General features: G+C 62.6%; 24 protein-coding genes. 21 read left to right on the forward strand and 3 right to left on the reverse strand.

What is annotated here, in order from left to right; all coding sequences use genetic code 11:
• Positions 1 to 76: 76 nt before the first annotated feature.
• Both MU846_RS14610 and MU846_RS06195 read right to left on the reverse strand, forming a co-directional pair.
• A complete protein-coding gene (locus MU846_RS14610) occupies positions 77 to 211 on the reverse strand; it encodes a hypothetical protein (protein ID WP_306799285.1) in 135 nt (44 codons plus the stop codon).
• 224 nt (positions 212 to 435) lie between these two features.
• Positions 436 to 1,728, reverse strand: coding sequence for an alpha/beta fold hydrolase (locus MU846_RS06195; RefSeq protein WP_246950402.1), 1,293 nt, complete (start codon positions 1,726 to 1,728; stop codon positions 436 to 438).
• 242 nt (positions 1,729 to 1,970) lie between these two features.
• On the opposite strand from MU846_RS06195, the gene MU846_RS06200 reads away from it, so the two are divergent.
• The 20 genes from MU846_RS06200 to MU846_RS06295 all read left to right on the forward strand — a co-directional run bounded on the left by MU846_RS06200 (position 1,971) and on the right by MU846_RS06295 (position 18,657).
• Complete coding sequence (locus MU846_RS06200; RefSeq protein WP_246950404.1) at positions 1,971 to 3,239, forward strand: glutamate-5-semialdehyde dehydrogenase; 1,269 nt, start codon at positions 1,971 to 1,973, stop codon at positions 3,237 to 3,239.
• On the forward strand, positions 3,236 to 3,898 hold the full coding sequence (gene nadD / locus MU846_RS06205; RefSeq protein WP_246950406.1) for a nicotinate-nucleotide adenylyltransferase: 663 nt from the start codon (positions 3,236 to 3,238) through the stop codon (positions 3,896 to 3,898). The genes MU846_RS06200 and nadD overlap by 4 nt, the downstream gene beginning before the upstream one ends.
• The gene (gene rsfS, locus MU846_RS06210) at positions 3,895 to 4,266 is read left to right on the forward strand and encodes a ribosome silencing factor (RefSeq protein WP_246950409.1); all 372 of its coding nucleotides are present in this window, start codon (positions 3,895 to 3,897) and stop codon (positions 4,264 to 4,266) included. The genes nadD and rsfS overlap by 4 nt, the downstream gene beginning before the upstream one ends.
• Before the next feature lies 1 nt (position 4,267).
• Positions 4,268 to 4,741: a 23S rRNA (pseudouridine(1915)-N(3))-methyltransferase RlmH gene (gene rlmH, locus MU846_RS06215; RefSeq protein ID WP_246950410.1), complete on the forward strand. Its 474-nt coding sequence runs from the start codon at positions 4,268 to 4,270 to the stop codon at positions 4,739 to 4,741.
• Between the two features lie 109 nt (positions 4,742 to 4,850).
• The gene (gene mrdA / locus MU846_RS06220; RefSeq protein WP_246950413.1) at positions 4,851 to 6,791 is read left to right on the forward strand and encodes a penicillin-binding protein 2; all 1,941 of its coding nucleotides are present in this window, start codon (positions 4,851 to 4,853) and stop codon (positions 6,789 to 6,791) included.
• Positions 6,781 to 7,920 (forward strand): rod shape-determining protein RodA, encoded by a 1,140-nt coding sequence (gene rodA, locus MU846_RS06225; protein ID WP_246950415.1) that lies wholly within the window; start codon positions 6,781 to 6,783, stop codon positions 7,918 to 7,920. The genes mrdA and rodA overlap by 11 nt, the downstream gene beginning before the upstream one ends.
• 14 nt (positions 7,921 to 7,934) lie before the next feature.
• Positions 7,935 to 8,966, forward strand: a complete 1,032-nt coding sequence (gene mltB / locus MU846_RS06230; protein WP_246950417.1) for a lytic murein transglycosylase B — start codon at positions 7,935 to 7,937, stop codon at positions 8,964 to 8,966.
• The gene (locus MU846_RS06235; RefSeq protein ID WP_246950425.1) at positions 8,966 to 9,904 is read left to right on the forward strand and encodes a septal ring lytic transglycosylase RlpA family protein; all 939 of its coding nucleotides are present in this window, start codon (positions 8,966 to 8,968) and stop codon (positions 9,902 to 9,904) included. The genes mltB and MU846_RS06235 overlap by 1 nt, the downstream gene beginning before the upstream one ends.
• Positions 9,905 to 10,047: 143 nt before the next feature.
• Entirely contained in the window at positions 10,048 to 11,220 is a 1,173-nt protein-coding gene (locus tag MU846_RS06240; protein ID WP_246950428.1) for a D-alanyl-D-alanine carboxypeptidase family protein, read from the forward strand.
• A gap of 66 nt (positions 11,221 to 11,286) precedes the next feature.
• The gene (locus MU846_RS06245; RefSeq protein WP_246950430.1) at positions 11,287 to 11,556 is read left to right on the forward strand and encodes a YbeD family protein; all 270 of its coding nucleotides are present in this window, start codon (positions 11,287 to 11,289) and stop codon (positions 11,554 to 11,556) included.
• 184 nt (positions 11,557 to 11,740) lie between these two features.
• Positions 11,741 to 12,445, forward strand: coding sequence for a lipoyl(octanoyl) transferase LipB (gene lipB / locus MU846_RS06250; protein WP_246950433.1), 705 nt, complete (start codon positions 11,741 to 11,743; stop codon positions 12,443 to 12,445).
• Positions 12,442 to 13,437, forward strand: coding sequence for a lipoyl synthase (gene lipA / locus MU846_RS06255; RefSeq protein ID WP_246950435.1), 996 nt, complete (start codon positions 12,442 to 12,444; stop codon positions 13,435 to 13,437). The genes lipB and lipA overlap by 4 nt, the downstream gene beginning before the upstream one ends.
• A gap of 2 nt (positions 13,438 to 13,439) precedes the next feature.
• Entirely contained in the window at positions 13,440 to 13,874 is a 435-nt protein-coding gene (locus MU846_RS06260) for a GFA family protein (protein WP_246950448.1), read from the forward strand.
• A gap of 2 nt (positions 13,875 to 13,876) precedes the next feature.
• A complete protein-coding gene (locus MU846_RS06265; RefSeq protein WP_246950450.1) occupies positions 13,877 to 14,203 on the forward strand; it encodes a hypothetical protein in 327 nt (108 codons plus the stop codon).
• Between the two features lie 3 nt (positions 14,204 to 14,206).
• Positions 14,207 to 14,773 (forward strand): YqhG/Tai3 family protein, encoded by a 567-nt coding sequence (locus MU846_RS06270; protein WP_246950453.1) that lies wholly within the window; start codon positions 14,207 to 14,209, stop codon positions 14,771 to 14,773.
• Positions 14,774 to 14,776: 3 nt separating this feature from the next.
• On the forward strand, positions 14,777 to 15,196 hold the full coding sequence (arfB, locus tag MU846_RS06275; RefSeq protein WP_246950456.1) for an alternative ribosome rescue aminoacyl-tRNA hydrolase ArfB: 420 nt from the start codon (positions 14,777 to 14,779) through the stop codon (positions 15,194 to 15,196).
• A gap of 30 nt (positions 15,197 to 15,226) precedes the next feature.
• Positions 15,227 to 16,303, forward strand: a complete 1,077-nt coding sequence (locus tag MU846_RS06280; RefSeq protein WP_246950481.1) for a calcium/sodium antiporter — start codon at positions 15,227 to 15,229, stop codon at positions 16,301 to 16,303.
• 24 nt (positions 16,304 to 16,327) lie between these two features.
• A complete protein-coding gene (locus tag MU846_RS06285; protein ID WP_246950484.1) occupies positions 16,328 to 16,780 on the forward strand; it encodes an SRPBCC domain-containing protein in 453 nt (150 codons plus the stop codon).
• Between the two features lie 107 nt (positions 16,781 to 16,887).
• The gene (locus tag MU846_RS06290) at positions 16,888 to 17,331 is read left to right on the forward strand and encodes a copper resistance protein NlpE N-terminal domain-containing protein (protein ID WP_246950487.1); all 444 of its coding nucleotides are present in this window, start codon (positions 16,888 to 16,890) and stop codon (positions 17,329 to 17,331) included.
• A 141-nt stretch (positions 17,332 to 17,472) separates the two neighbouring features.
• Positions 17,473 to 18,657: a serine hydrolase domain-containing protein gene (locus MU846_RS06295; RefSeq protein ID WP_246950490.1), complete on the forward strand. Its 1,185-nt coding sequence runs from the start codon at positions 17,473 to 17,475 to the stop codon at positions 18,655 to 18,657.
• Between the two features lie 40 nt (positions 18,658 to 18,697).
• Here MU846_RS06295 and MU846_RS06300 read toward each other — a convergent pair whose 3' ends face one another.
• Positions 18,698 to 19,006, reverse strand: coding sequence for a TOBE-like domain-containing protein (locus MU846_RS06300; RefSeq protein WP_246950492.1), 309 nt, complete (start codon positions 19,004 to 19,006; stop codon positions 18,698 to 18,700).
• A gap of 501 nt (positions 19,007 to 19,507) precedes the next feature.
• Between MU846_RS06300 and MU846_RS06305 the strand changes: the two genes are divergently transcribed.
• The gene (locus MU846_RS06305) at positions 19,508 to 20,536 is read left to right on the forward strand and encodes a porin (RefSeq protein WP_246950495.1); all 1,029 of its coding nucleotides are present in this window, start codon (positions 19,508 to 19,510) and stop codon (positions 20,534 to 20,536) included.
• Positions 20,537 to 20,756 lie beyond the last annotated feature (220 nt).

The raw sequence follows: 20,756 nt of genomic DNA on the forward strand, positions 1-20,756 counted from the left end.
GGCCTTCACTTACGCACGGGGATCATGGTCTTGCGCTCGGCACGATCAAGCTCCGGCAAGTGCCGTGCGGCGAGTATCATATCGAGCTGAAAGCACCGAACTGGAAACTGCTTTCCTGGCTGGAAACACGTTGCTGAAATGTATTTTCCTGAAAGCTGCTGGTGTTGGAGCGCACGATCTTGAAAATATCTTGCCGGAAGGTCGCAGTCATGGCGGTCGGAAAAGCCCGGCGTCGAACGGCGTTACGCGGTGTTGCCTGTCGTGCAGCACGCCAGGGCGCCTGCCAGACCGGCCGCGGCGTGTCACCCGGCGGCGCCAGATCGCCCGATAGAAAAGCCTCTCGGACTGTCCGGCCAGCGCCGAAAGCCGCAGCACGACCAAGCGCAGGCACCCGGCCCGCGACGGCACTTCCGCCCCTCGCATCGGACCAGCCGGTCAACCGTAAATCTTGTGCACCTTGCCAGCATTCACGTGCGGCTCAAGAAAATACTGGCGATCCTTGAGCAGCTCCGCGAAACGCTCCGCCTCGCGAATATTGCCGTGTTTGAAGAGGCAGCGCAGATAGCCGGTTTCCTCGTACTGAAACACCAGCAGCTCCAGCTTCAGCTCCGGCGATGTCAGATGCAAAGTGCAGTCGCGGGCATGTTCTGCCGTGGAAAAGCCCGGCGTTTCGAGCTTCAGCAGGCAGCCGAAAAAATTGATATCGACGATCTTCACCTGCTGATCGAAGCGAAACCGATCATCGACACGGGATTCACTGGTCACCCGGCCACGGGTATTGCACGGCACCAGTCGCTCGCTGCGCCGACGCTCCAGCTGGCTGTAGGTGCCGCGCGGAAACACCTTGATGCCTGCCACCCGCTCCAGCGGTTCACCGCGCAGGAATGTCAGAAACAGATCCAGCGACACTTCACGCTTTTCCAGTTGCGGCAAATGGTCGGCACCATTGATCAGCGCAAACTGGGCATTCGGGCAGCGCGCTGCAAAGGCAGCATTTTCCCATGGCAGCGTAAAGCTGTCGTACTCGCCGGTAGTCACCAGCGTTTCGCATTCGGGATAGCCGAGCAGGCCCTCTACCGACAGCAGCCGGCGACCATTGATCTTGTAACGCTCCCGTTCGTTTTCGCTCAGCCCTTTCATTTGCCGGTAAAACAGCCGGCGCGCCGTCGGCGTAATACCGGTTTCTTTCAAACGCTGGTAGTTCACCAGATACAGCACCACAGCTTGGGAAAACTCGTCCATGCGCCCTTCATCCAGCACCCGCACCGATTCTTCCACCAGCATCCGCCAGCTTTTGCGCGGCCGCACCACGATGCCTGCAACAATCATCTTGCCTGTCAGGTGCGGATACTTGTAAGCGAAGGTGCTGGCAATGGCGGAGCCCAGCGACAGGCCCATCAGATGCACCTTGGGCAAGCCCGCGTGCACTACCAGCTCGTGCAGCAAATCCGCCAGATCCTCCATGCCCAGCTCTGGTGACACCTGATCGTTGTTGCCCAACGACGGCAGATCCACCAGCACCACTGGAAAATCTGTGTAGATGTGCTCGACGCAGTACTTGTAGGAGTTGAAGTTCTGAAAGGCGCCGCCAATCACCACCAGCGGCGGCTTGTGCCGGTTCTCCGGGGCACTGAAGGCGATATAGTCGATGCGCCAGCGCCCCACCCAGAAGTGTTGAGGGTCTGACTTGATCGCCCCCCGGCTGTATTCCTGATAATTGATACGCATAGTAATCCCCGGCCTCGGACGGGCCTTGTTATTGTTGTCGCCGCCTCCGTCCCGGTGCGTCAGGCACCTCCGCAGGGCGTGTCGATTATGTCCTTCCTGATAACGGCGCCGCCAGCGCTGATCTCAGATCGCCAGCGTCGAACACCGCTCTGGCATTCTGTGGTATTTCCGGGAGCGCGTAAACCGCCACATATCGCTATAATGGCGCTCCTTGACCGAATGCACGTGAGTACCCGAGTACCATGGATATCGAAAAGTACATGCAAGAGCTCGGCAGCCGCGCCCGCACCGCGTCGCGGGCCATGGCCCGCGCCAGCACTGCGCAGAAGAATCAGGCGCTGGCTGCTATCGCTGAAGCACTGCGCAGCGACCGCGAGCAAATCCTGGCTGCCAACCGCGAAGATATGGCCGCCGGCCAGGAAAATGGCCTGGAAGCCGCCATGCTGGATCGGCTGGAGCTGACGCCGGATCGCTTCGAAGACATGATCGAGGGGCTGGAGCAAGTCATGGCCCTGCCCGATCCGATTGGCGAGATCACTGGCCTGAAGTACCGCCCCAGCGGTATTCAGGTCGGGCACATGTGCGTGCCGCTCGGCGTGATCGGCATCGTCTACGAATCACGCCCCAACGTGACCATCGACGCCGCAGCGCTGTGCCTGAAGTCCGGCAATGCCGCGATTTTACGCGGTGGCTCCGAGGCGATTCGCGCCAACCAGGCGATTGCCGCCTGCATCCGCACCGGGCTGTCCCGCGCCGGGCTGCCGGCGGATGCCATCCAGGTGGTAGAAACCACCGACCGTGCCGCTGTCGGTGCGCTGATCACCCAGCCGGAATATGTGGATGTGATTGTGCCGCGCGGCGGCAAGGGCCTGATCGAGCGGATCTCTCGCGATGCGCGAGTGCCGGTCATCAAGCATCTGGATGGCAATTGCCACGTCTATATTGATGATCAGGCTGATCTGGAAAAAGCCCGACAAGTGACGCTCAATGCCAAAACCCACCGCTACGGCACCTGCAACACTGCCGAAACACTGCTGGTGGCCGAGGGCATTGCCGAGCAAGTATTACCCGGCCTGGCCGGAGAGCTGGCCGCCGCTGGCGTCGCCCTGCGCGGCTGCCTGCGCACGCTGGCGCTGTTGGAAGGCCGGATCGAGCAACTGACCGCCGCCACCGAGCAGGACTGGTTCGAGGAATATCTGGCACCCGTCCTTGCCGTGCGCATTGTTGCCGGCCTGGACGCCGCCATCGAGCACATCAACCATTACAGCTCGAAGCACACCGAAGCCATCATCACGGAAAACTACAGCCGCGCTCGCCGCTTCCTCACCGAAGTGGATTCCAGCTCGGTGATGGTGAACGCCTCGACCCGTTTCGCCGATGGTTTCGAATACGGTCTGGGCGCCGAAATCGGTATTTCTACGGACAAGTTCCATGCCCGCGGCCCGGTGGGCCTGGAGGGCCTGACCAGCCGCAAATGGGTGGTGCTGGGCGACGGCCAGGTCAGAGGATGACGCTGCCCGCACTGGCGCTCTTCGGCGGCACCTTCGATCCGGTTCACCAGGCCCATCTGTCCGGTGCACGCGCCGTGGCAGACGCGCTTGGCTGCCCGGTAAGACTGCTGCCGAATGCCGTGCCGCCACACCGCGCCCAACCGTTGGCAACCGGCGAACAGCGGCTGGCGATGCTACAGCTCGCCTGCCAGGGCCAGCCGGATCTGATCCCGGACGACTGGGAGCTGCGCCAGCAAGGGCCTTCCTGGAGCCTCAACACACTGCGCCATTTCCGCACCGAAATCGGCCCGTATCGGCCATTGGTGCTGGTTATCGGCGCCGACAGCTTTGCCACCCTGCACAAGTGGCACCGCTGGCAGGACTATCCCGCGCTGTGTCATCTGGCCGTGCTGCCGCGCCCCGGCGCCGGCTCGCCGACCCTTGAGGTGGCAGGCGCCTTTCACGAGAACACCCCGCAGGGGCTGCTGGCGGCTCCTGCCGGGCGCCGGCTGATGCTCAGCGAGCCCTGGCTGGATCTGTCCGCCACCGGCGTGCGGCAGGATCTGGCCCGACAAGGCACCAGCACGGCACTGCCGGCCCCGGTGGGTGCCTATATTCGCACCCACCGCCTGTATAATGTGCCGCCTGGCAGCCCCCTAACCGACTCAGGAACCGCATGACAAATACCAGACAGGAAGTGCTCGACGTCGCCGTAGCCGCCCTTGACGAGCTCAAGGCCCGCAACGTCAGCAACATCGACATCAGAGCCCTGACCAGCATTGCCGACAACATGGTCATCGCCACTGGCACCTCCAGCCGCCACGTCAAGGCGCTGGCGGATAACGTCATAGAGCAGGCCAAGGCGGCCGGCTTCCCGCCTGTCGGCGTGGAAGGGCAGCAAAATGCCGAATGGATACTGGTCGATCTGGGTGACGTGATCGTGCATGTGATGCAGCCCGCTACCCGTGAGTTCTATGACCTTGAGCGCCTCTGGCGCGATCCGAACCAGCATCCGGCGCGCGGCACCGTCGACGACCCGGACAGCTGACTTGCGCGTCCGTCTGCTGGCCCTGGGCACCCGCATGCCGGCCTGGGTAGAGGCTGGCGTCACCGAATACAGCCGCCGGCTGGCTGGTGATATCCGCCTTGAAATCGAGGAAATCGGCCTGCCCCGCCGTGGCAGCCATGTGGACACCGCCACGCTCGTGGCGCGAGAAGCCGACGCACTGCGCAAGCGCCTGGCAAAATATCCGGGCGCGGAAACCATAGCACTGGAAGTGACAGGCCGGCGGCTGGATACCCAACGGCTGGCACGGGAACTCGGCAACCGGCGTGATCTGAGCCAGGATCTGTGCATTCTGGTGGGCGGTCCTGACGGGCTGTGCCCGGCATTGTCCGCCGAATGTCACCAGCGGTGGTCGCTCTCGGATCTGACCCTGCCGCACCCGCTGGTGCGTATTCTGGTGGCCGAGCAGGTTTACCGCGCCTGGACACTGCTCGCCGGCCACCCGTACCACCGCTGACCGACTGCCCTCGGCGTAGCAGCCAAGGCCTTGCACCCACGGCGCCATCACTGCAACCTTTGCGCCTGACGCGCCATACAGACTTGCCAGACCGGGAACCGAACGTTTCATGCGCTCACCCATGACTTTCAAGGATCACCACCGGGAGAGCCGGATTTTCACAGTGCGCCTGATCTGGTCTGCATTGATCGTGGCGACCCTGACGCTGGTTCTGGTGGCCCGCATGGCCTGGCTACAGGCTGCGCAGCACGACCGCTACACCACGCTCTCCAACCAGAATCGCGTACAAACCCAGGCCATCGCGCCACCACGGGGCCTGATTTACGACCGCGACGGCACACTGCTGGCCGAAAATCAGCCCGACTTTTCGCTGGCGCTAATCCCGGAGCAGGTGCCTGATCTGACCGCCACGCTCAATGAGCTGGCGGAGATCGTCAACCTCGACAGCCACGATATCGACCGCTTTCGGCGCCGCTTGCAAAGCCCCCGCCGCCCGTGGGAGCCCGTGCCGCTGCGCGCCCGCCTGACAGAAACCGAGATTGCCCGTATTGCCGTGGCGCAACACGCCATGCCCGGTGTACGCATCGACGCCGACCCGATCCGCCACTACCCCCACGGGGCGCTGTTTTCCCATGTGCTGGGCTACGTGAATCGCATCAGCGCGGAAGACCTCGACGAGATGGACGCCGATGAGCAGGCCAACTACAGCGGCACCCACTACGCGGGCCGCATCGGTGTCGAGCGCCATTACGAGCGGCTGCTGCATGGGCAAGCGGGTTACCGCAAGGTCGAAACCAATGCCCGCGGGCGTATCTTGCGCGTGCTGGAAGAAATCCCCCCGCAACCGGGGCAGGATTTGCAACTGCATCTGGACATGCGCGTGCAGCAGGCCGCCTGGGATGCGCTGGGTGAACGCCGGGGTGCCGTGGTCGCCATCGATCCCCGCGACGGCGGTGTGCTGGCCTTTGTCAGCCGTCCCGGCTTTGATCCGAACCTGTTCGTCACTGGCATTTCACACCAGAATTACGCCAACTACCGCGACGATCACGACCAGCCACTATTCAACCGCGCCTTGCAGGGCCGTTATCCGCCCGGCTCGACGGTCAAGCCGATCATCGGGCTGGCTGGTCTCGATGCCGGCGTCACAGACTGGCAACGCCGCATCTGGGACCCCGGCTTTTATCGCATCGAGGGCGAAGAACGGGTATTCCGTGACTGGCGCCGCCAGGGCCACGGCTGGGTCGATATGCACAAGGCAATGGTGCAGTCCTGCGACACCTATTTTTACGACATGGGCTTCCGCCTGGGCATTGATCGCATGGCCGCGTTCCTCTCCCGTTTCTTTATCGGCGTGCGCTCCGGCATTGATCTGCCCAGCGAAGCGCGTGGCATCCTGCCCTCGCGAGAATGGAAACGCGGCGCGCGCGGCCAGAGCTGGTTCCACGGCGACACCATCAACACCAGCATCGGCCAGGGTTATATGCTCACCACACCGTTGCAGCTGGCATTGTCGACCGCCGTCCTTGCCCGTCAGGGTGTGCCCGTGGTGCCTCGGGTTGCCCGGCTGGCACCGCCAGCGCCACCATTGGCGCCGACGGTACTGGAGGACAACGACCACTGGCAGCGCATGACCCGCGCCATGGTTGATGTGGTGCACGGCGCCACCGGCACTGCCCGGCGCGTCGGCCAGGGCTCGGCTTACCGCATCGCCGGCAAGAGCGGCACCGCTCAGGTGTTCTCGCTGGCCAATGATGAAGAATATAACGCCGAGGAAATCGCCGAACGATTGCGCGATCACGCACTGTTCGTTGCCTTCGCTCCGGCCGATGAACCAGCCATCGCGGTGGCAGTGCTGGTCGAGAATGGCGGCAGCGGCGGCTCTTCGGCCGGACCGGTGGCACGCGCCACCATGGATGCCTGGCTGTTGAGTGAAACAGGCGAATACCGCCTGCCCCCGCCAGGGCTGCCCGAGATCGTGCCCGATACGCTCGGTGGCCCGGTAATCACTGATTTCCCGCGCACCTCGCAGGAGGACAGCCGTGCACCTTGAACCCTTCCGCCAGCTGTCGTCCGGCGCCGTCGGCCGCCCCAACAGCCTGAGCTGGCGGCTGCACCTTGACGCACCGCTGTTGGCGGCCTTGATCATGCTGTGTCTCGGTGGACTACTGGTGCTCTACAGCGCCGCCGATAGCAACATTGAAGTCATCGTGCGCCAGACCATGCGCTTCGGCCTGGGTTTTGCTGCGCTCTTTCTGTTCGCTCAGATTCCGCCCCGCAGCTACCGCTTCTGGGCGCCGGTGTTTTACGGCATCGGCCTGCTACTGCTGGTGCTGGTGCTATTCGCCGGGGTTCACGCCATGGGGGCCCAGCGTTGGCTCGCGATCCCCGGCATCGGCCGCTTCCAGCCTGCGGAGATCATGAAGCTGGCCGTGCCGGCGATGGTCGCCTGGCATTTCAGCGAACGCTCCTTGCCGCCCCGTTTCCGTGATGTCCTGGTCGTGCTCGCCATCACTCTGGTGCCGGTGGCGCTGATTGCGCGGCAGCCTGATCTCGGCACCGCCATCCTGGTAGCAGCTGGTGGCCTGCTCGTGCTGTTTGTCGCCGGGTTATCGTGGAGGCTGATCGCCGCCGCCGGTGCACTGCTTGCGGCAGCAGCTCCGCTGATGTATTTCTTTGTGTTGCACGATTATCAGCGCCGCCGGGTAGATACATTTCTTAACCCGGAAGCTGACCCACTCGGCGCTGGCTGGAATATCATACAATCCAAGACAGCAATCGGTTCCGGTGGTATTACCGGTAAGGGCTGGCTCAATGGCACGCAATCGCGGCTGGATTTTCTACCGGAATCTTCTACTGATTTCATTGTCGCAGTACTGGGCGAGGAGATCGGCCTGGTGGGAATTCTGCTGTTGCTTGCCACATACCTGTTCATCGTCGGGCGCAGCCTGATGATCAGCTGGCAGGCGCAGGATAATTTCAGCCGCCTGCTGGCCGCATCGCTGGCGCTGACTTTTTTCATTTACGTATTTGTGAACATCGGCATGGTTTCCGGGCTGATGCCGGTGGTGGGCGTCCCCCTGCCTCTGGTCAGCTTTGGCGGCACCTCGATTGTCACGTTGTTGGCAGGCTTCGGCGTACTGATGTCGATTCACACACACCGAAAACTGCTTGGCCATTGATTGCAGGAGTTTCAATGCGACAGGGTGTTGTTCGTTTCTTTCTTGCGGCCTGCCTGCTCGGGCCTGGTCTGCTCCCGCACCTTGCAATGGCAGGCCAGGGCATCTACAGCGACCACGACGACGCGCAGGCGCTGATCCGGGAGCTGGTCGCTGAAGGGCTTGATGAAAAGCACATCACGGCACTGATCAATAGCGCCGAGCGCCAGGAACGTATCCTGGAGGCCATCGCCAAGCCGGCCGAGCGCACCCTGAGCTGGGGCGAATACCGCAAGATTTTCGTGCAGGACAGCCGCATCGAGCAGGGGCTGGCATTCTGGCGGGAGCATCGTGCACTGCTGGAAAAAGCCGAAGCGCAGTTTGGTGTGCCGGCAGAGATCATCATCGCCATCATCGGCGTGGAAACCCGCTACGGCCAGCACAAGGGCACCTGGCGCGCAGTCGATGCGCTGGCCACGCTTGGCTTTGATTATCCGCCACGGGCCGCGTTTTTCCGGCGCGAGCTGAAAGAGCTGTTGCTGCTGGAGCGCGATGCCGGCATCGACGCCAGCACCGTGCGCGGTTCCTATGCCGGCGCGCTGGGCATGCCGCAGTTCATTCCCTCCAGCTACCGCGCCTATGCGGTGGATTTCGACGGCGACGGCAAGATCGACCTGATCGACAACGTCGCCGACGTGGTCGGCTCGGTGGCCAACTACTTCCGCGCCCACCGCTGGCAAACCGGCCTGCCGGTGGCCGCCCGCGCACAGATTGTCGGCGCGGACGCCGCAGCGCTGTTCGGCACCAGTTATGAAACCTCGCTGACACTGGCGGACGCCCGTGCCAAAGGCGCAACGCCGCTCTCCTGCGAGGACAAGGCACATCGCTACTGCTATGATCTGCCCGCGGACACCCGGGTTGCAGCGCTGGAGCTTGATGGCGAGCACGGCAGCGAATTCTGGCTGACCACGGAAAACTTCTACGTCATCACCCGCTATAACCGCAGCCGCCTGTATGCCATGGCGGTGCTGCAATTGAGCCGCGAGATCGCCGATCGCATGGAGAACTGATGCACGCCCGTGCCCTGCCCTATTCGCTGCTGACGCTGCTTTTTACCGGCCTGCTGCTTGGCGGCTGTGCCGGCCGTGTGCCGGCCCCGCCCGCCGGCGCGCCCGGCGACGCTCCGGCGACGCCGCCTGTCACGCCCGGCAGCGATCGTTACAGTATTTCTCAGGACACTGCGCCGGCAAAACGCCCGGATGTGAACACCATTCCCGAGCCGGAGGTGCGTGCTGAGTTGCCGAGCCGTTACGGTAACCACTCGCCGTATACCGTGTTTGGCCAGACCTACCACGTGCTGCCCGATGCCGAGGGTTACACCGCCGAAGGCATTGCCTCCTGGTACGGCGTAAAATTCCATGGCCACCGCACTTCCAGCGGCGAGCCATATGATATGTATCAGTTCACGGCAGCCCATCGCAGCCTGCCCCTGCCGAGCTTTGCCCGTGTGACCAACCTGGATAACGGCAAATCGGTGGTGGTACGGGTCAACGATCGCGGCCCGTTCCACCCTGATCGCGAGATCGACCTTTCCTGGGCGGCCGCCAGCCGCCTGGGCATCGAACAAAGCGGCACCGGCCGGGTGCGCGTGGAAGTGCTCACCCCAGCCGGGCAACAGACACGCACGGCCAGTGACGACACCCGAGACGGCGCCAGAACATCTGGCGCTGGCTCCGGCATCATTCGCGCCGCCGCCGATAGTCCGCCACCCCCGGCAGAGTTGTATTTGCAGATAGGCGCGTTCCGCCAGCCCGAATCCGCCCAGCAACTCGTCAATCGTCTGCTGGCTCAGTTCAGCTATCCGGTCGCGATTCGACCCGGTCCCAGCAGCAGCGAGCCTCTTTACCGCGTCTGGCTGGGCCCGTTCAGCACCGAGCAAAGCCGGGAGACCGCCCATGGCGATCTGTTCGAGGCTGGTTACGGCGAGCCTGTGCGCGTAATGCCCTGAGCTAGCACCGTGGCCTTTCGAGACGGGTCGAGGCGGGCCTGCTGCGAGGTGATCCAAAGCCAAGTTGCACACCGCCACTACACCGCCCCCCGGCATGAATTTCTGCGGCCAGCGCCGCCAGCACTCTTGAAATGTGAGGAGCCATGAAAAACCATCCGATGTCCGCTGCCCGCCATGTGCCGCTCTTTGCCCTGATCGGGGTACTACTGGCCTGGACCAGCGCCACCGCCAGCGCAGCGCTGATCCCCAGCCCGCCACAAGTAGAAGCCAGCGGTTATATCCTCATGGATGCCGCCAGCGGCCGGATCCTGGTCGAGCACAACGCCCATGAACCGCTGCCGCCCGCCAGCCTGACCAAAATCATGACCGACTACATCGTGGCGCGGGAGCTAGACAATAATAATCTGAGCCTGGATGAGGAGGTCACCATCAGCGTGAATGCCTGGCGCATGGGCGGCTCCAAAATGTTTGTGCGCGAGGGCACGCGCGTGCGGGTCGAAGATCTGCTGCGCGGACTGATCATCCAGTCCGGCAACGATGCCACCGTGGCCTTGGCCGAGCATATCGCCGGTGGCGAAGATGCTTTTGCCGAAATGATGAACCAGCAAGCCAGCCGACTCGGACTGAAGAACTCCTATTTCGTCAACGCCACTGGCTGGCCGGATGAGCGTCAGGTCACCAGCGCCTACGATATGGCGGTGCTGACCCATGCGTTGATCCGCGATTTCCCCGACAACTACCTGATGTATCGGGAAAAGTCATTTACCTATAACAATATCACCCAGCAAAACCGCAACCTGCTGCTGTGGCGCGACCCGAGCGTTGATGGCGTCAAGACCGGCCACACCGATGCCGCCGGCTACTGCCTGGTGGCTTCCGCCGAACGCGACGGAATGCGGCTCATCTCGGTAGTCATGGGCACCAGCTCGGAGCAGGCACGCGCTCGCGAAAGCCAGAAGCTGCTCAATTACGGCTTCCGTTTCTTCGAGAACTACCGTGCCTACGAGGCCGGTGAAACCTTGACCGATGCCCGTGTCTGGATGGGCCGGCAAGCGCAGGTCGCGCTGGGGCTGGATAACGCACTGGTGATGACCATTCCTCGCGGCAGCCACGATCAGCTCAGCGCCGAAATGACTTTGAACAAGGACATCACCGCACCGATCAGCCAAGGCCAGCAACTGGGCACGGTCACTATCAGCCTGGATGGCGAAGCAGTGCTCCAGCAGCCGCTGGTAGCGCTCACCGCAGTGGAGCAAGCCGGCTTGTTCAAACGCATCTGGCACAGCCTGGTACGTTTTTTCAGCAACCTGTTCTGACACATGCCCCTTGGCCGGGGCCTGGCAATGGATACCGGGGCTACTGCCGCAGCCCGGAGGAAAACAATGAGCATCAACGAACATCTGTGGGAGTTTCCCCACACCATGACATTGAAGGTCATGGGTGCCAGCGACAGCCCCGTCCGCGATGTGGTCGTCGCCGTGCTGAGTGCCCATGTGCCAGCGTTCGATCCGAACGCCGATGTGCACATCACGCCGAGCAGCAAGGGCAACTTTGTCTCCGTGAACGCCAGGGTAGTGATGGAGCGGCGCGAGCAGGTCGAGGCTATTTATGCCGCGCTGAATGCATCGGAGCACGTCAAGGTCGTTTTCTGACCGCCGTGGCCGCTTGACGGCGGCCACGCATGTGAAAACCATGAAAGGCAAGGGAAGCACGGAAGCATGTAAAAAACCATGAGACGGCGGTATCGCACTGCTTGGGCCTGCCTTTACTACTTTCCATCCGCCCGGCACGTCGGGACGCTTTGAAATGGCCCGATCAGCCCCGATAATGAACCCTATGACGACCTCCGCCCTGATCCTGCGCCAGCTGCCACTGATTGATTACTTGCCCTGCTGGCAAGCCATGAAAGCTTTCACCGACGCCCGCCAGCCCGACACCCCCGATGAACTGTGGCTGGTGGAACATCCGCCCGTATTCACCCTCGGCCAGGCCGGCAAGCCCGAACATGTGCTCAACCCCGGCGACATCCCGCTGGTGCAATGCGACCGCGGCGGCCAGGTGACCTACCACGGCCCGGGGCAAACCGTCATTTACCTGATGCTGGATATTGCCCGGCTGGGCATCGGTGCCCGCGCACTGGTGACCGGCATCGAGCAGGCCATTGTCGATATGCTGGCCGGCCTCGGCATCGACGCCGCCAGCCGGCCGGATGCGCCGGGGGTGTACGTCGATGGCGCCAAGATTGCCTCGCTTGGCCTGCGTATCCGGCGGGGCCGCAGCTATCACGGCCTGTCTCTCAACCGCGACATGGACCTGAGCGCGTTTCAGCGCATCAACCCCTGCGGCTATGCCGGCCAGCCCATGACCAGTCTGGCGCTGTTACAGGCAGACAGCGACCGGGTGCGCACCGAAACCGCACTGCTGAACGCGCTGCGCAAACGTCTGGCGCTACCCGCCGCCGACGCCTGCCTTGATACGCTGCCGGGGCCGCTACCTGATACACTATCCGGCGTATCGCCGACCTTTGAGGAGCCTTCATGAGTACCCCGCGCCCGGCCCGCCAGAAAGTTGCCCTGGGAGAAAAACTGCGTGGTGAGCGCAAGGTGCGCACCATCATTCCGATGGTGGATGAAAGCAGCGCCCCCGCCCCCCTGCGCAAGCCGGACTGGATTCGTGTGCGGGTGCCGTCCTCCGGCCGCATCCAGCAAGTCAAGGACATGCTGCGCAAACAGAAGCTGCACACCGTCTGCGAAGAAGCCGCCTGCCCGAACCTGCCGGAGTGCTTTGGCAGCGGCACCGCCACCTTCATGATCATGGGCGATATCTGCACGCGCCGCTGCGCCTTCTGCGATGTGGGCTTCGGTCGCCCGAATGCGCTCGACCCGGACGAGCCACGTGCCCTTGCCGAAAGCGTGCGCGACATGGGCCTGAAATACGTCGTCGTCACCTCGGTGGATCGCGATGATCTCAGGGACGGTGGCGCCGCGCACTTTGCCGATTGCATCAATGAAGTGCGCGCCATGACGCCAGCGACCCGCATAGAGATCCTGACCCCGGATTTCCGCGGCTGCCTGGAGCCGGCGCTGGATATCCTCACGCAAAGCCCGCCGGATGTGTTCAACCACAATATCGAAACCGTACCGCACCTGTACAAGCGCGTCCGGCCCGGCGCCCGTTACGATCATTCGCTGAAACTGTTGCAGGATTTCGGCCAGCGCAACCCAGGCGTGCCGACCAAATCCGGCATCATGGTGGGGCTTGGCGAAACCTTCGATCAAGTCGTGGAAACGCTTCAGGATCTGCGCCGGCACGATGTGGACATGCTGACCATCGGCCAGTACCTGCAACCCAGCCCGCACCACGCGCCGGTAGAGCGCTTCGTACACCCGGACGAATTCCGCGAATATGCCCGCATTGCCGATGAGCTGGGTTTCACCTCGGTGGCCTCTGGCCCCATGGTACGCAGCTCCTACCATGCCGACCTGCAACATCAGGGCATCGATGTAGGCGTCGCCCTGACCAAGGCGCAATAAGCATGAGCGAAGCGCCCATCCTTCATCATGGCCGCTGCCTCTGCGGCGGCGTGCGATATCAGGTGCAAGGCGCCTTGCCCGGCATCCAACTCTGCCATTGCGGCCAGTGCCGGCTGGCACACGGCACGCCCTTTGCCAGCAATATGCCCGTGCAGCGCAGCGATTTCACTCTGCTCAGCGGCGCCGAATTGTTGCAAGGCTATGAATCCTCGCCCGGCAAGGTCCGCACTTTCTGTCGCCGCTGCGGCAGCCCCCTCTACAGCGAGCGGGACATCTATCCCGATGTGCTGCGGATTCGTGCCGGCTCGCTGGAAGGCGCCATTCAGACGCAGCCCGCCATGCATATCTACACACAGGATCGCTGCAACTGGTGGCCCCTGGCCGACGCCCTGCCACGCTATCCCGGCAGCCCCCACAGCACCGAACCGGAGCAATAACAATGGCCGCCTGGTTACCCGTGTTGAAAGTCGCGCTGCCGTATATCGCCTCGGTGGCGAGCACCGCCATACCAGCCTTCACCCAGCGCGGCGATGGCAAATCCCAGGCCGTGCTTAATCAGCAGATCAGCGAGCTTCAAGATGCCGCTGCACGCAATGCAGAATCGGTGCGCGTGCTGGCCGAGCAGATGCAGCGCACCGTGAGCGCCATCGAAGCCGGTGCCGAGAGCAGCCAGCGTACCTTGCGCCAGGCCCAATGGCTCGCCGCCACCGCGCTGGTGATTGCAGTGGGTTCACTGGGCACCACCCTTTTCCTGCTGGCGGGCTAGCTCATGCGGCGGCACTGGCGATACCTGTTTTTGCTCGCGGCCGCCCTCTGGCTGAGCGCTTGCGCCACCCACCCGTCGGCGCCCCCGGAACCTGCCTCGCCCTGCGCCGACACCGGCACCGCCTCATTTGTGGTATGCCAGTTCTACGGCCGCTACATCACACTGAAACCGTTCGGCCTGCCGGGCAACACCACGCTACGCCTGCTGCGTCCGTTCCTGAGCGACAGCCTGGGCAATCAATTGCAGGAGGCGATTGCCGATCAAACCGATTACATGGAAGATTTCCCCCAGCAACTGCCCCCGCTGGCCAGCGGGCCACTGTTCAGCAGCGCCCCGCGTTTCCCCGATCACTTTGATATCCTTGAGGAACGCAGTTTCGCCAGCGACAGCGGCCATCACTGGGCACTAGTGCGGGTGAGCCTGCGCAGCGACAGCGCTGAAACCGTGTGGCAGGATGAGATTGTCCTCCGGCAGACCCCGTTGGGCTATCGCATCGAGGACTTCCTGTTTCCCCGAGACAAAGCACCACCGCGCCGGTTGACCAACATCCTGCGCCAGGCCTTCGAGTGAACCATGTTTATCATCAACGACCACCTCAGCCTGCCCGACGATGAGCTTCAGTTCGAAGCCATCCGTGCGCAGGGCGCCGGTGGCCAGAACGTCAACAAAGTGTCCAGCGCCGTGCACCTGCGCTTTGATATCCACGCCTCGTCACTGCCTGAGCCGATCAAGGAACGGCTGCTGACGCGCGGCGATCAGCGCATCAACAGCGACGGCGTGGTGGTCATCAAGGCACAGCAATTTCGCAGCCAGCTGAAAAATCGCGACGACGCGCTGGCACGCCTGCGCGATCTGATTCTCAGCGCCCAACATGTCCCGCGCCCACGCATTCCCACACGCCCCGGCAAAGCGGCCCGGCAGCGGCGCCTGACCGGCAAGGCGCATCAGGGACGCATCAAGGCACTGCGCGGCAAAATCAACCCGGACGATTGACCTGCCCTTGCACTGAAAGGATGCACGCCGATGACGCTGACACTGCTCTCCCTGTTGGGCGGCCTGGCCTTGCTGATACTCGGCGGTGAATGGCTGGTGGCCGGCGCATCGCGCCTGGCCACGCGCTTCGGCATCGCGCCCCTGGTCGTCGGGCTGACAGTCGTCGCCTTCGGCACCAGCGCCCCGGAGATCATGGTCACCGCGAGCGCCGCCTGGGAAGGCGGGCCGGCCGGTAACCTTGCTCTGGGCAACGTGGTAGGCAGCAGCATCTTCAACGTGCTGGTGATCCTCGGCGTGTGCGCCGTAGTCGCCCCGCTCGTGGTGCAACGCTCCATGTTGCGCCGGGAACTGCCACTGATGGTCTTCGTATCAGCACTTACACTGTGGCTCGGCCGCGACGGTCTATACAGCCGTGGCGAAGGTGCTTTGCTGTTCGCTATCTTGTTGCTTTATCTATATGCGCTCGTGCAACAGGTGCGTCGGGGCACCCAGAAATCAGACAGGCCGCCGGCCTCATCCGACCACGTCGGATGGTCATTGGTGCGTGTCCTGGCTGGCTTGGCGTGTCTGGTGTTCGGCGCCCGCTGGCTGGTCTTCGGTGCTGTTGAAATTGCCGAACTGATCGGCCTGAGCGAAACCGTCATCGGGCTGACCATCGTCGCCGCTGGCACCTCCTTGCCTGAAGTGGCCGCCTCGGTCATGGCCACCGTGCGAGGCGAGCGGGATATCGCCGTAGGAAACATTGTCGGCAGCAATATTTTCAATCTTTGTGCAGCGCTTGCGGTGGCAGCAATCGTCGCCCCTGCCGGTGTCGCCGCACCAGCCAGCATCCGGGCCTTCGACGGGCCGGTGATGCTGGCCGTGGCGCTGCTATGCGTGCCCTTGTTCCTCAGCGGCCAGCGCATTGGCCGTTGGGAAGGCGCGATGCTGCTGGGGTATTACGTCGCCTATGTCACTTATCTGGTGCTCGTTGCCACCCAGAGCGCAGCACTGGCCTGGTATAGCCCGCTTATGCTGTATGGCGCAGTACCGGTGACAGCGCTTGTGGTGCTGGCCAATCTGGCTCGCGCGGTCACCCAACGCCGTCAACTTGCGCACAAATCATGATCCTCTGAAGCAGGCAGCCGCATCATGTCCGAGATCCAGACCTGGATTGATATTCAGGCCAGCCCCGCCCGCATCTGGGCCATGCTGATCAATTTCGCTCATTACTCCGAATGGAACCCGAGCATCGTTGCCGCAGCCGGCGTGGCCCGGCCGGGGCAGCGCCTGTCGCTGACACTGGCGAAAAAGCCCGGCCGCACACGCACCCTCCGCGCCACCGTGCTGGAGGCGCGGGCCGGCGAAGCACTGGTCTGGCGCCATCGCAGCCTGCTGCCCGGCCTGCTTGATACCGAGCACTGCTTCACCTTCGCACCACTGGATGACGGCGCCGTGCGTCTCAGCCACAGCGCGCATGTCAGCGGGCTGCTGGCGCCGCTGCTGCGCCGGCCCCTCGCCCGGCCAACCCGAGAGCGCCTGGAAACCATGAACAGCGCACTGCGGGAGCGCGCCGAACGCCATAATCTACCCCGGCAACCCTGACTGACTCGTTTTGCGCTTGCTATTCAGCCCCGGCCGATTATCGTCAGACAGGCGCCGCGAAAAATGAAACAGGCAAGCGACGCGGAAACGAGAAAGGGGGAATTACCGTGTACACGCCAACACGTTGCGCACTGCTGCTCATGGTGCTGCTGACGGCTGCCTGCTCTCGCCAGGCACTTTTGCCGACCACATCAGAGCACGCGGGCGCACTTGATCCGCTGGTGTTTACGGGCGTGCTGCACTGCCCTGATTGCGATGGCCTGCGCGTTCATCTGCGGCTTGATCGTGCCGAATATATCTACCAGACCCGCGAAGAGCGCCTTGGCGACGCACAAGCAACCCCACGGATTGCCACCGGGCTATGGCAGATGGTGCACGGCACCGAAGACAACCCGGACGCCATCGTTTATCAACTGGATTACGACCGCCCGGCCGGCGCCCGCAACTTTCTGCGCCTGGATGACCAGCAACTGAAACTGCTGGACGACAACGGGCGTGAATTCTGGTCGCCTTATAATCTGATTCTGCACCGCACTCAGGAAGAGCTGTAAACCGGCACGCGATGGCTGCTGAACCGAGGCCCAAGACGACCTCGGCGCATCTTGCCCAGAGCCTTTCTATATCAACCAGAGCCTTTCTATATCAACCAGAGTCTTTCTGTATCAACGAATATCAAACAAGAGCGAGCCTCCATGCGCCAGCGCCATATAATCCTGATCGCCCTGACACTCCTGATTGCCGCCGCCCTGCTGTGGTGGTTTCGCCCGTGGAGTCCTTACTCGCCCAGCGTGATGGTCAATCTGTTTCACCCCGATCACCGGGTCGAAAACTTTCGCCATATGGAGCGGGTCTTTCCGTACCGCACCCTGCAAGCCGCCGACACGCCGTATCAGTTTCCGCGCCAGCCCGGCACGCTGCCGCAGCATTTCACTTACGACGGCCGCACCGTCGAGGTCAGCGAATTTATGCGCCGCACGGAAACCACCGGCTTGCTAGTGTTGCGTGATGGCGCCATCCGTGTCGAAGAATATTTTCTTGGCGCGAACGAACATGACCGCTTCACCTCCTGGTCGATGGCAAAAACGGTGGTGGCAACACTGATCGCCATTGCCCATAAAGACGGCCATATTCCGTCCTTGCAAGCGCCCGTCAGCGAATACGTTCCAGAGCTGGCCGGCCGCGCCTGGGGCGATGTCACGATCCACAACCTGCTATTGATGGCCAGCGGCATCGCCTTCGACGAGCTGTACGACGTCGCGTTTTCCGATATAAAAATGCTGTTCTATCGCGTCTTCCTGCTCGGCAATTCGGTGCACGGCACGATCGCCGATCTGCCCGCCGGCACCGCGCAAGGGGAGCGCCTGCACTACATCAGCCCCAACACCCAGATTCTCGGCTGGGTACTGGAAAACGCCGTCGGCCGGCCCGTCTCCGAGTATGCACAAAGCGCCTTGTGGCAACCGCTGGGCATGGAGAAAGATGCCATCTGGAGCCTGGATCAGAGCGGCACCGAGCTGGCATTCTGTTGCCTCAATGCCACGCTGCGTGACTACGCCAAACTGGGCCTGCTGTACTTGCAGCAAGGCCAGTGGCAGGGCCAGCAAGTGCTGCCCGAAAACTGGGTACGTGAGGCGACGCAGCGCAACGAACCCTGGCTCGCCGCCGGCAACGGCTACTCCGAGCGCGGCTATGGCTACCACCTGTGGATACCGGCCGAGGCCGATCAGGAATATTTCTTCAATGGCGTCTGGGGGCAGAGCATCTGGGTGTCCGAAAAAGAGCGCGTGGTGGTCGTGAAGACCAGCGTCGATCCCGAGTTCCGCCCGCACACCGCCGAAATGATCGCCTTCATGCGCGCCGTCAGCGCCTGGCAATAGGCGCCCTGCCCGGCCACGCCGGCAGGACGCCTCGGCCCTGTTATTGCAAGAACACACGGGAGGCGCGTGGCCGGGCAAACACGGTTTGCCCGGCTGCAATACGGCCGGCCAGCGGCAAGGTGCGCTGCACCTCCACGTGAATCAGATCGCTGCCCATCGGATGACGCAGCTCCACCCGCAACACCGGCCCGGCAATACTCACCGCCTCCACCAGCGCCGGGATAGCCGCCTCGGTGCCCGATTCGTCAGACAGCTCTATCTCGTGAGGGCGCACATATGCCACGCCATTGGCATTGCGCACCGCCTCATGTTCCGGCGCCGGCAGCTGCACATCACCGATATGCGCCACACCGCGATCCACCCTGCCGTGAAACAGATTGACCTGACGTACACGAATGGATTGGCCGGATGATCGTAGACCTCACGGGGCGAACCCTGCTGCTTTACCTTGTTGTGGCCGTTCATGGTTACCCGTTCAGATACCTTCCCGATCCTGCGGCACAAACACGCGAGTAGCGTCAGCTTCTCGGTAAACCACCGGCCCATGGCTTGGTACCCGGCGCGCTACACGGCTCGTCCCACAACAGCCCTTTGGCTCCCACCGCCAGCATCTGATGCTGTAAGCACAACCTGGAGCCGGCGCCCTGTCTCTTAGAAATTATAATTCGCTGGTATGTGCATACTTTTCACGCCTTATTCTTCCAGCGCATAAGCAAAGCCGCTTTCATGCTTTCATTTTTCTTTCACCTGATCGTAACCTGTGCGTCACTGGCCTTGATGCCCCCTTCAGGGAATGAACGCCGGCTCAAAACAGACAACAGACAGAATTCACCCAGGGAGATTACCTATAATGAGCATCACACTGCGTGGCACGCTGCCGCTGGTCTTTGCCGCCGCCACTTTTCCAGGCTTTGCCCAGGCTCAGGCGCCTCAGTTTTACGGCGCACTGCATGTGTCTATCGACCAGATCGACAGCGACATCGATGGCAACTCATCGCAGCTGAATACCTCCAGCAACGCCTCGCTGCTCGGGGTGCGCAGCACTCACCGGATCGGCGACCACTTGTCTCTGCTGTGGCAAGTGGAGAGCACTATTGATCTGGTGAATGCCGGCAGCATCGACGTTGATCGGGACAGTTTTGTCGGCCTCACTGGCGACTGGGGGCTGTTTCGCGTCGGGCAATTCGACACCCCAATGAAAGTGCTGCGCAACCGCATTGACCTGTTCGGCAACCAGGCCGGTGACGCCCGCAACATCGTCGGCGTCGATGGCCTCGACCGCCGTTTCAAGAACGGCATCCACTACCGCACACCGGTTTTTTACGGCGTCACCGCCAACCTGCATTACTCCACCAATACCGGCGACAATGCCACACAAAGCTCCGACACCCAGGCGCTCAGCTCATCGCTGGAATACCGCAACGGCAACTTCTGGGCAGCGCTGGCCTATGATGATGACAGCACCAATGATTTCAAATCCTATCGTCTGGCCGGGCTGTACAACCTTGGTGACTTCCGCATTACCGCGCTTTACCAGGAAACCGATAAGCCCGGCTCGGCCGCCTCGGCAGACACCACCGCCTACGGTATCGGCCTGCGCTACAAGCTGAACGACAAAGTCGCATTGAAGACGCAGTATTATCGTTACGAGCTGGACGATACCGACGACAGCAACGCCGAACTGGCCGCCGTCGGGGTGGACTATCAATACGCACCAGCGCTGCTGTTCTATGCCAATTACGCCTTCCTGGAGAACGACAACACCTATCGCACCGCCTATAACGTCGCCCGGACCGCGTCCACCACCACCAACGCCACCATCGCTGACGGGGATGAAAAACCTGCGGCGCTCTCGGTGGGCGCTATTTACCGGTTCTGATCTTTACCCCGGCGGCCTGCTGCCGCCGGGGGCTTCTCCCTCTCGGCTGGCGCGGCACTCTTGCCAGGCTTTCACGGCGCTCTCGCCACGCTCTCGCAACACTCGCACGGCAATCTCACAGCACTTCACACCACTTTCGCGGCACTCGCTCTGCACTCGTCGCCCCCGCCGCGCCCTTCACAACCCATTCGCACCGGCAGCGCCACTCTGTTTGCCGACC

It is taken from the genome of Alcanivorax quisquiliarum (assembly GCF_023051175.1).
Taxonomy (GTDB): Bacteria; Pseudomonadota; Gammaproteobacteria; order Pseudomonadales; family Alcanivoracaceae; genus Isoalcanivorax; species Isoalcanivorax quisquiliarum.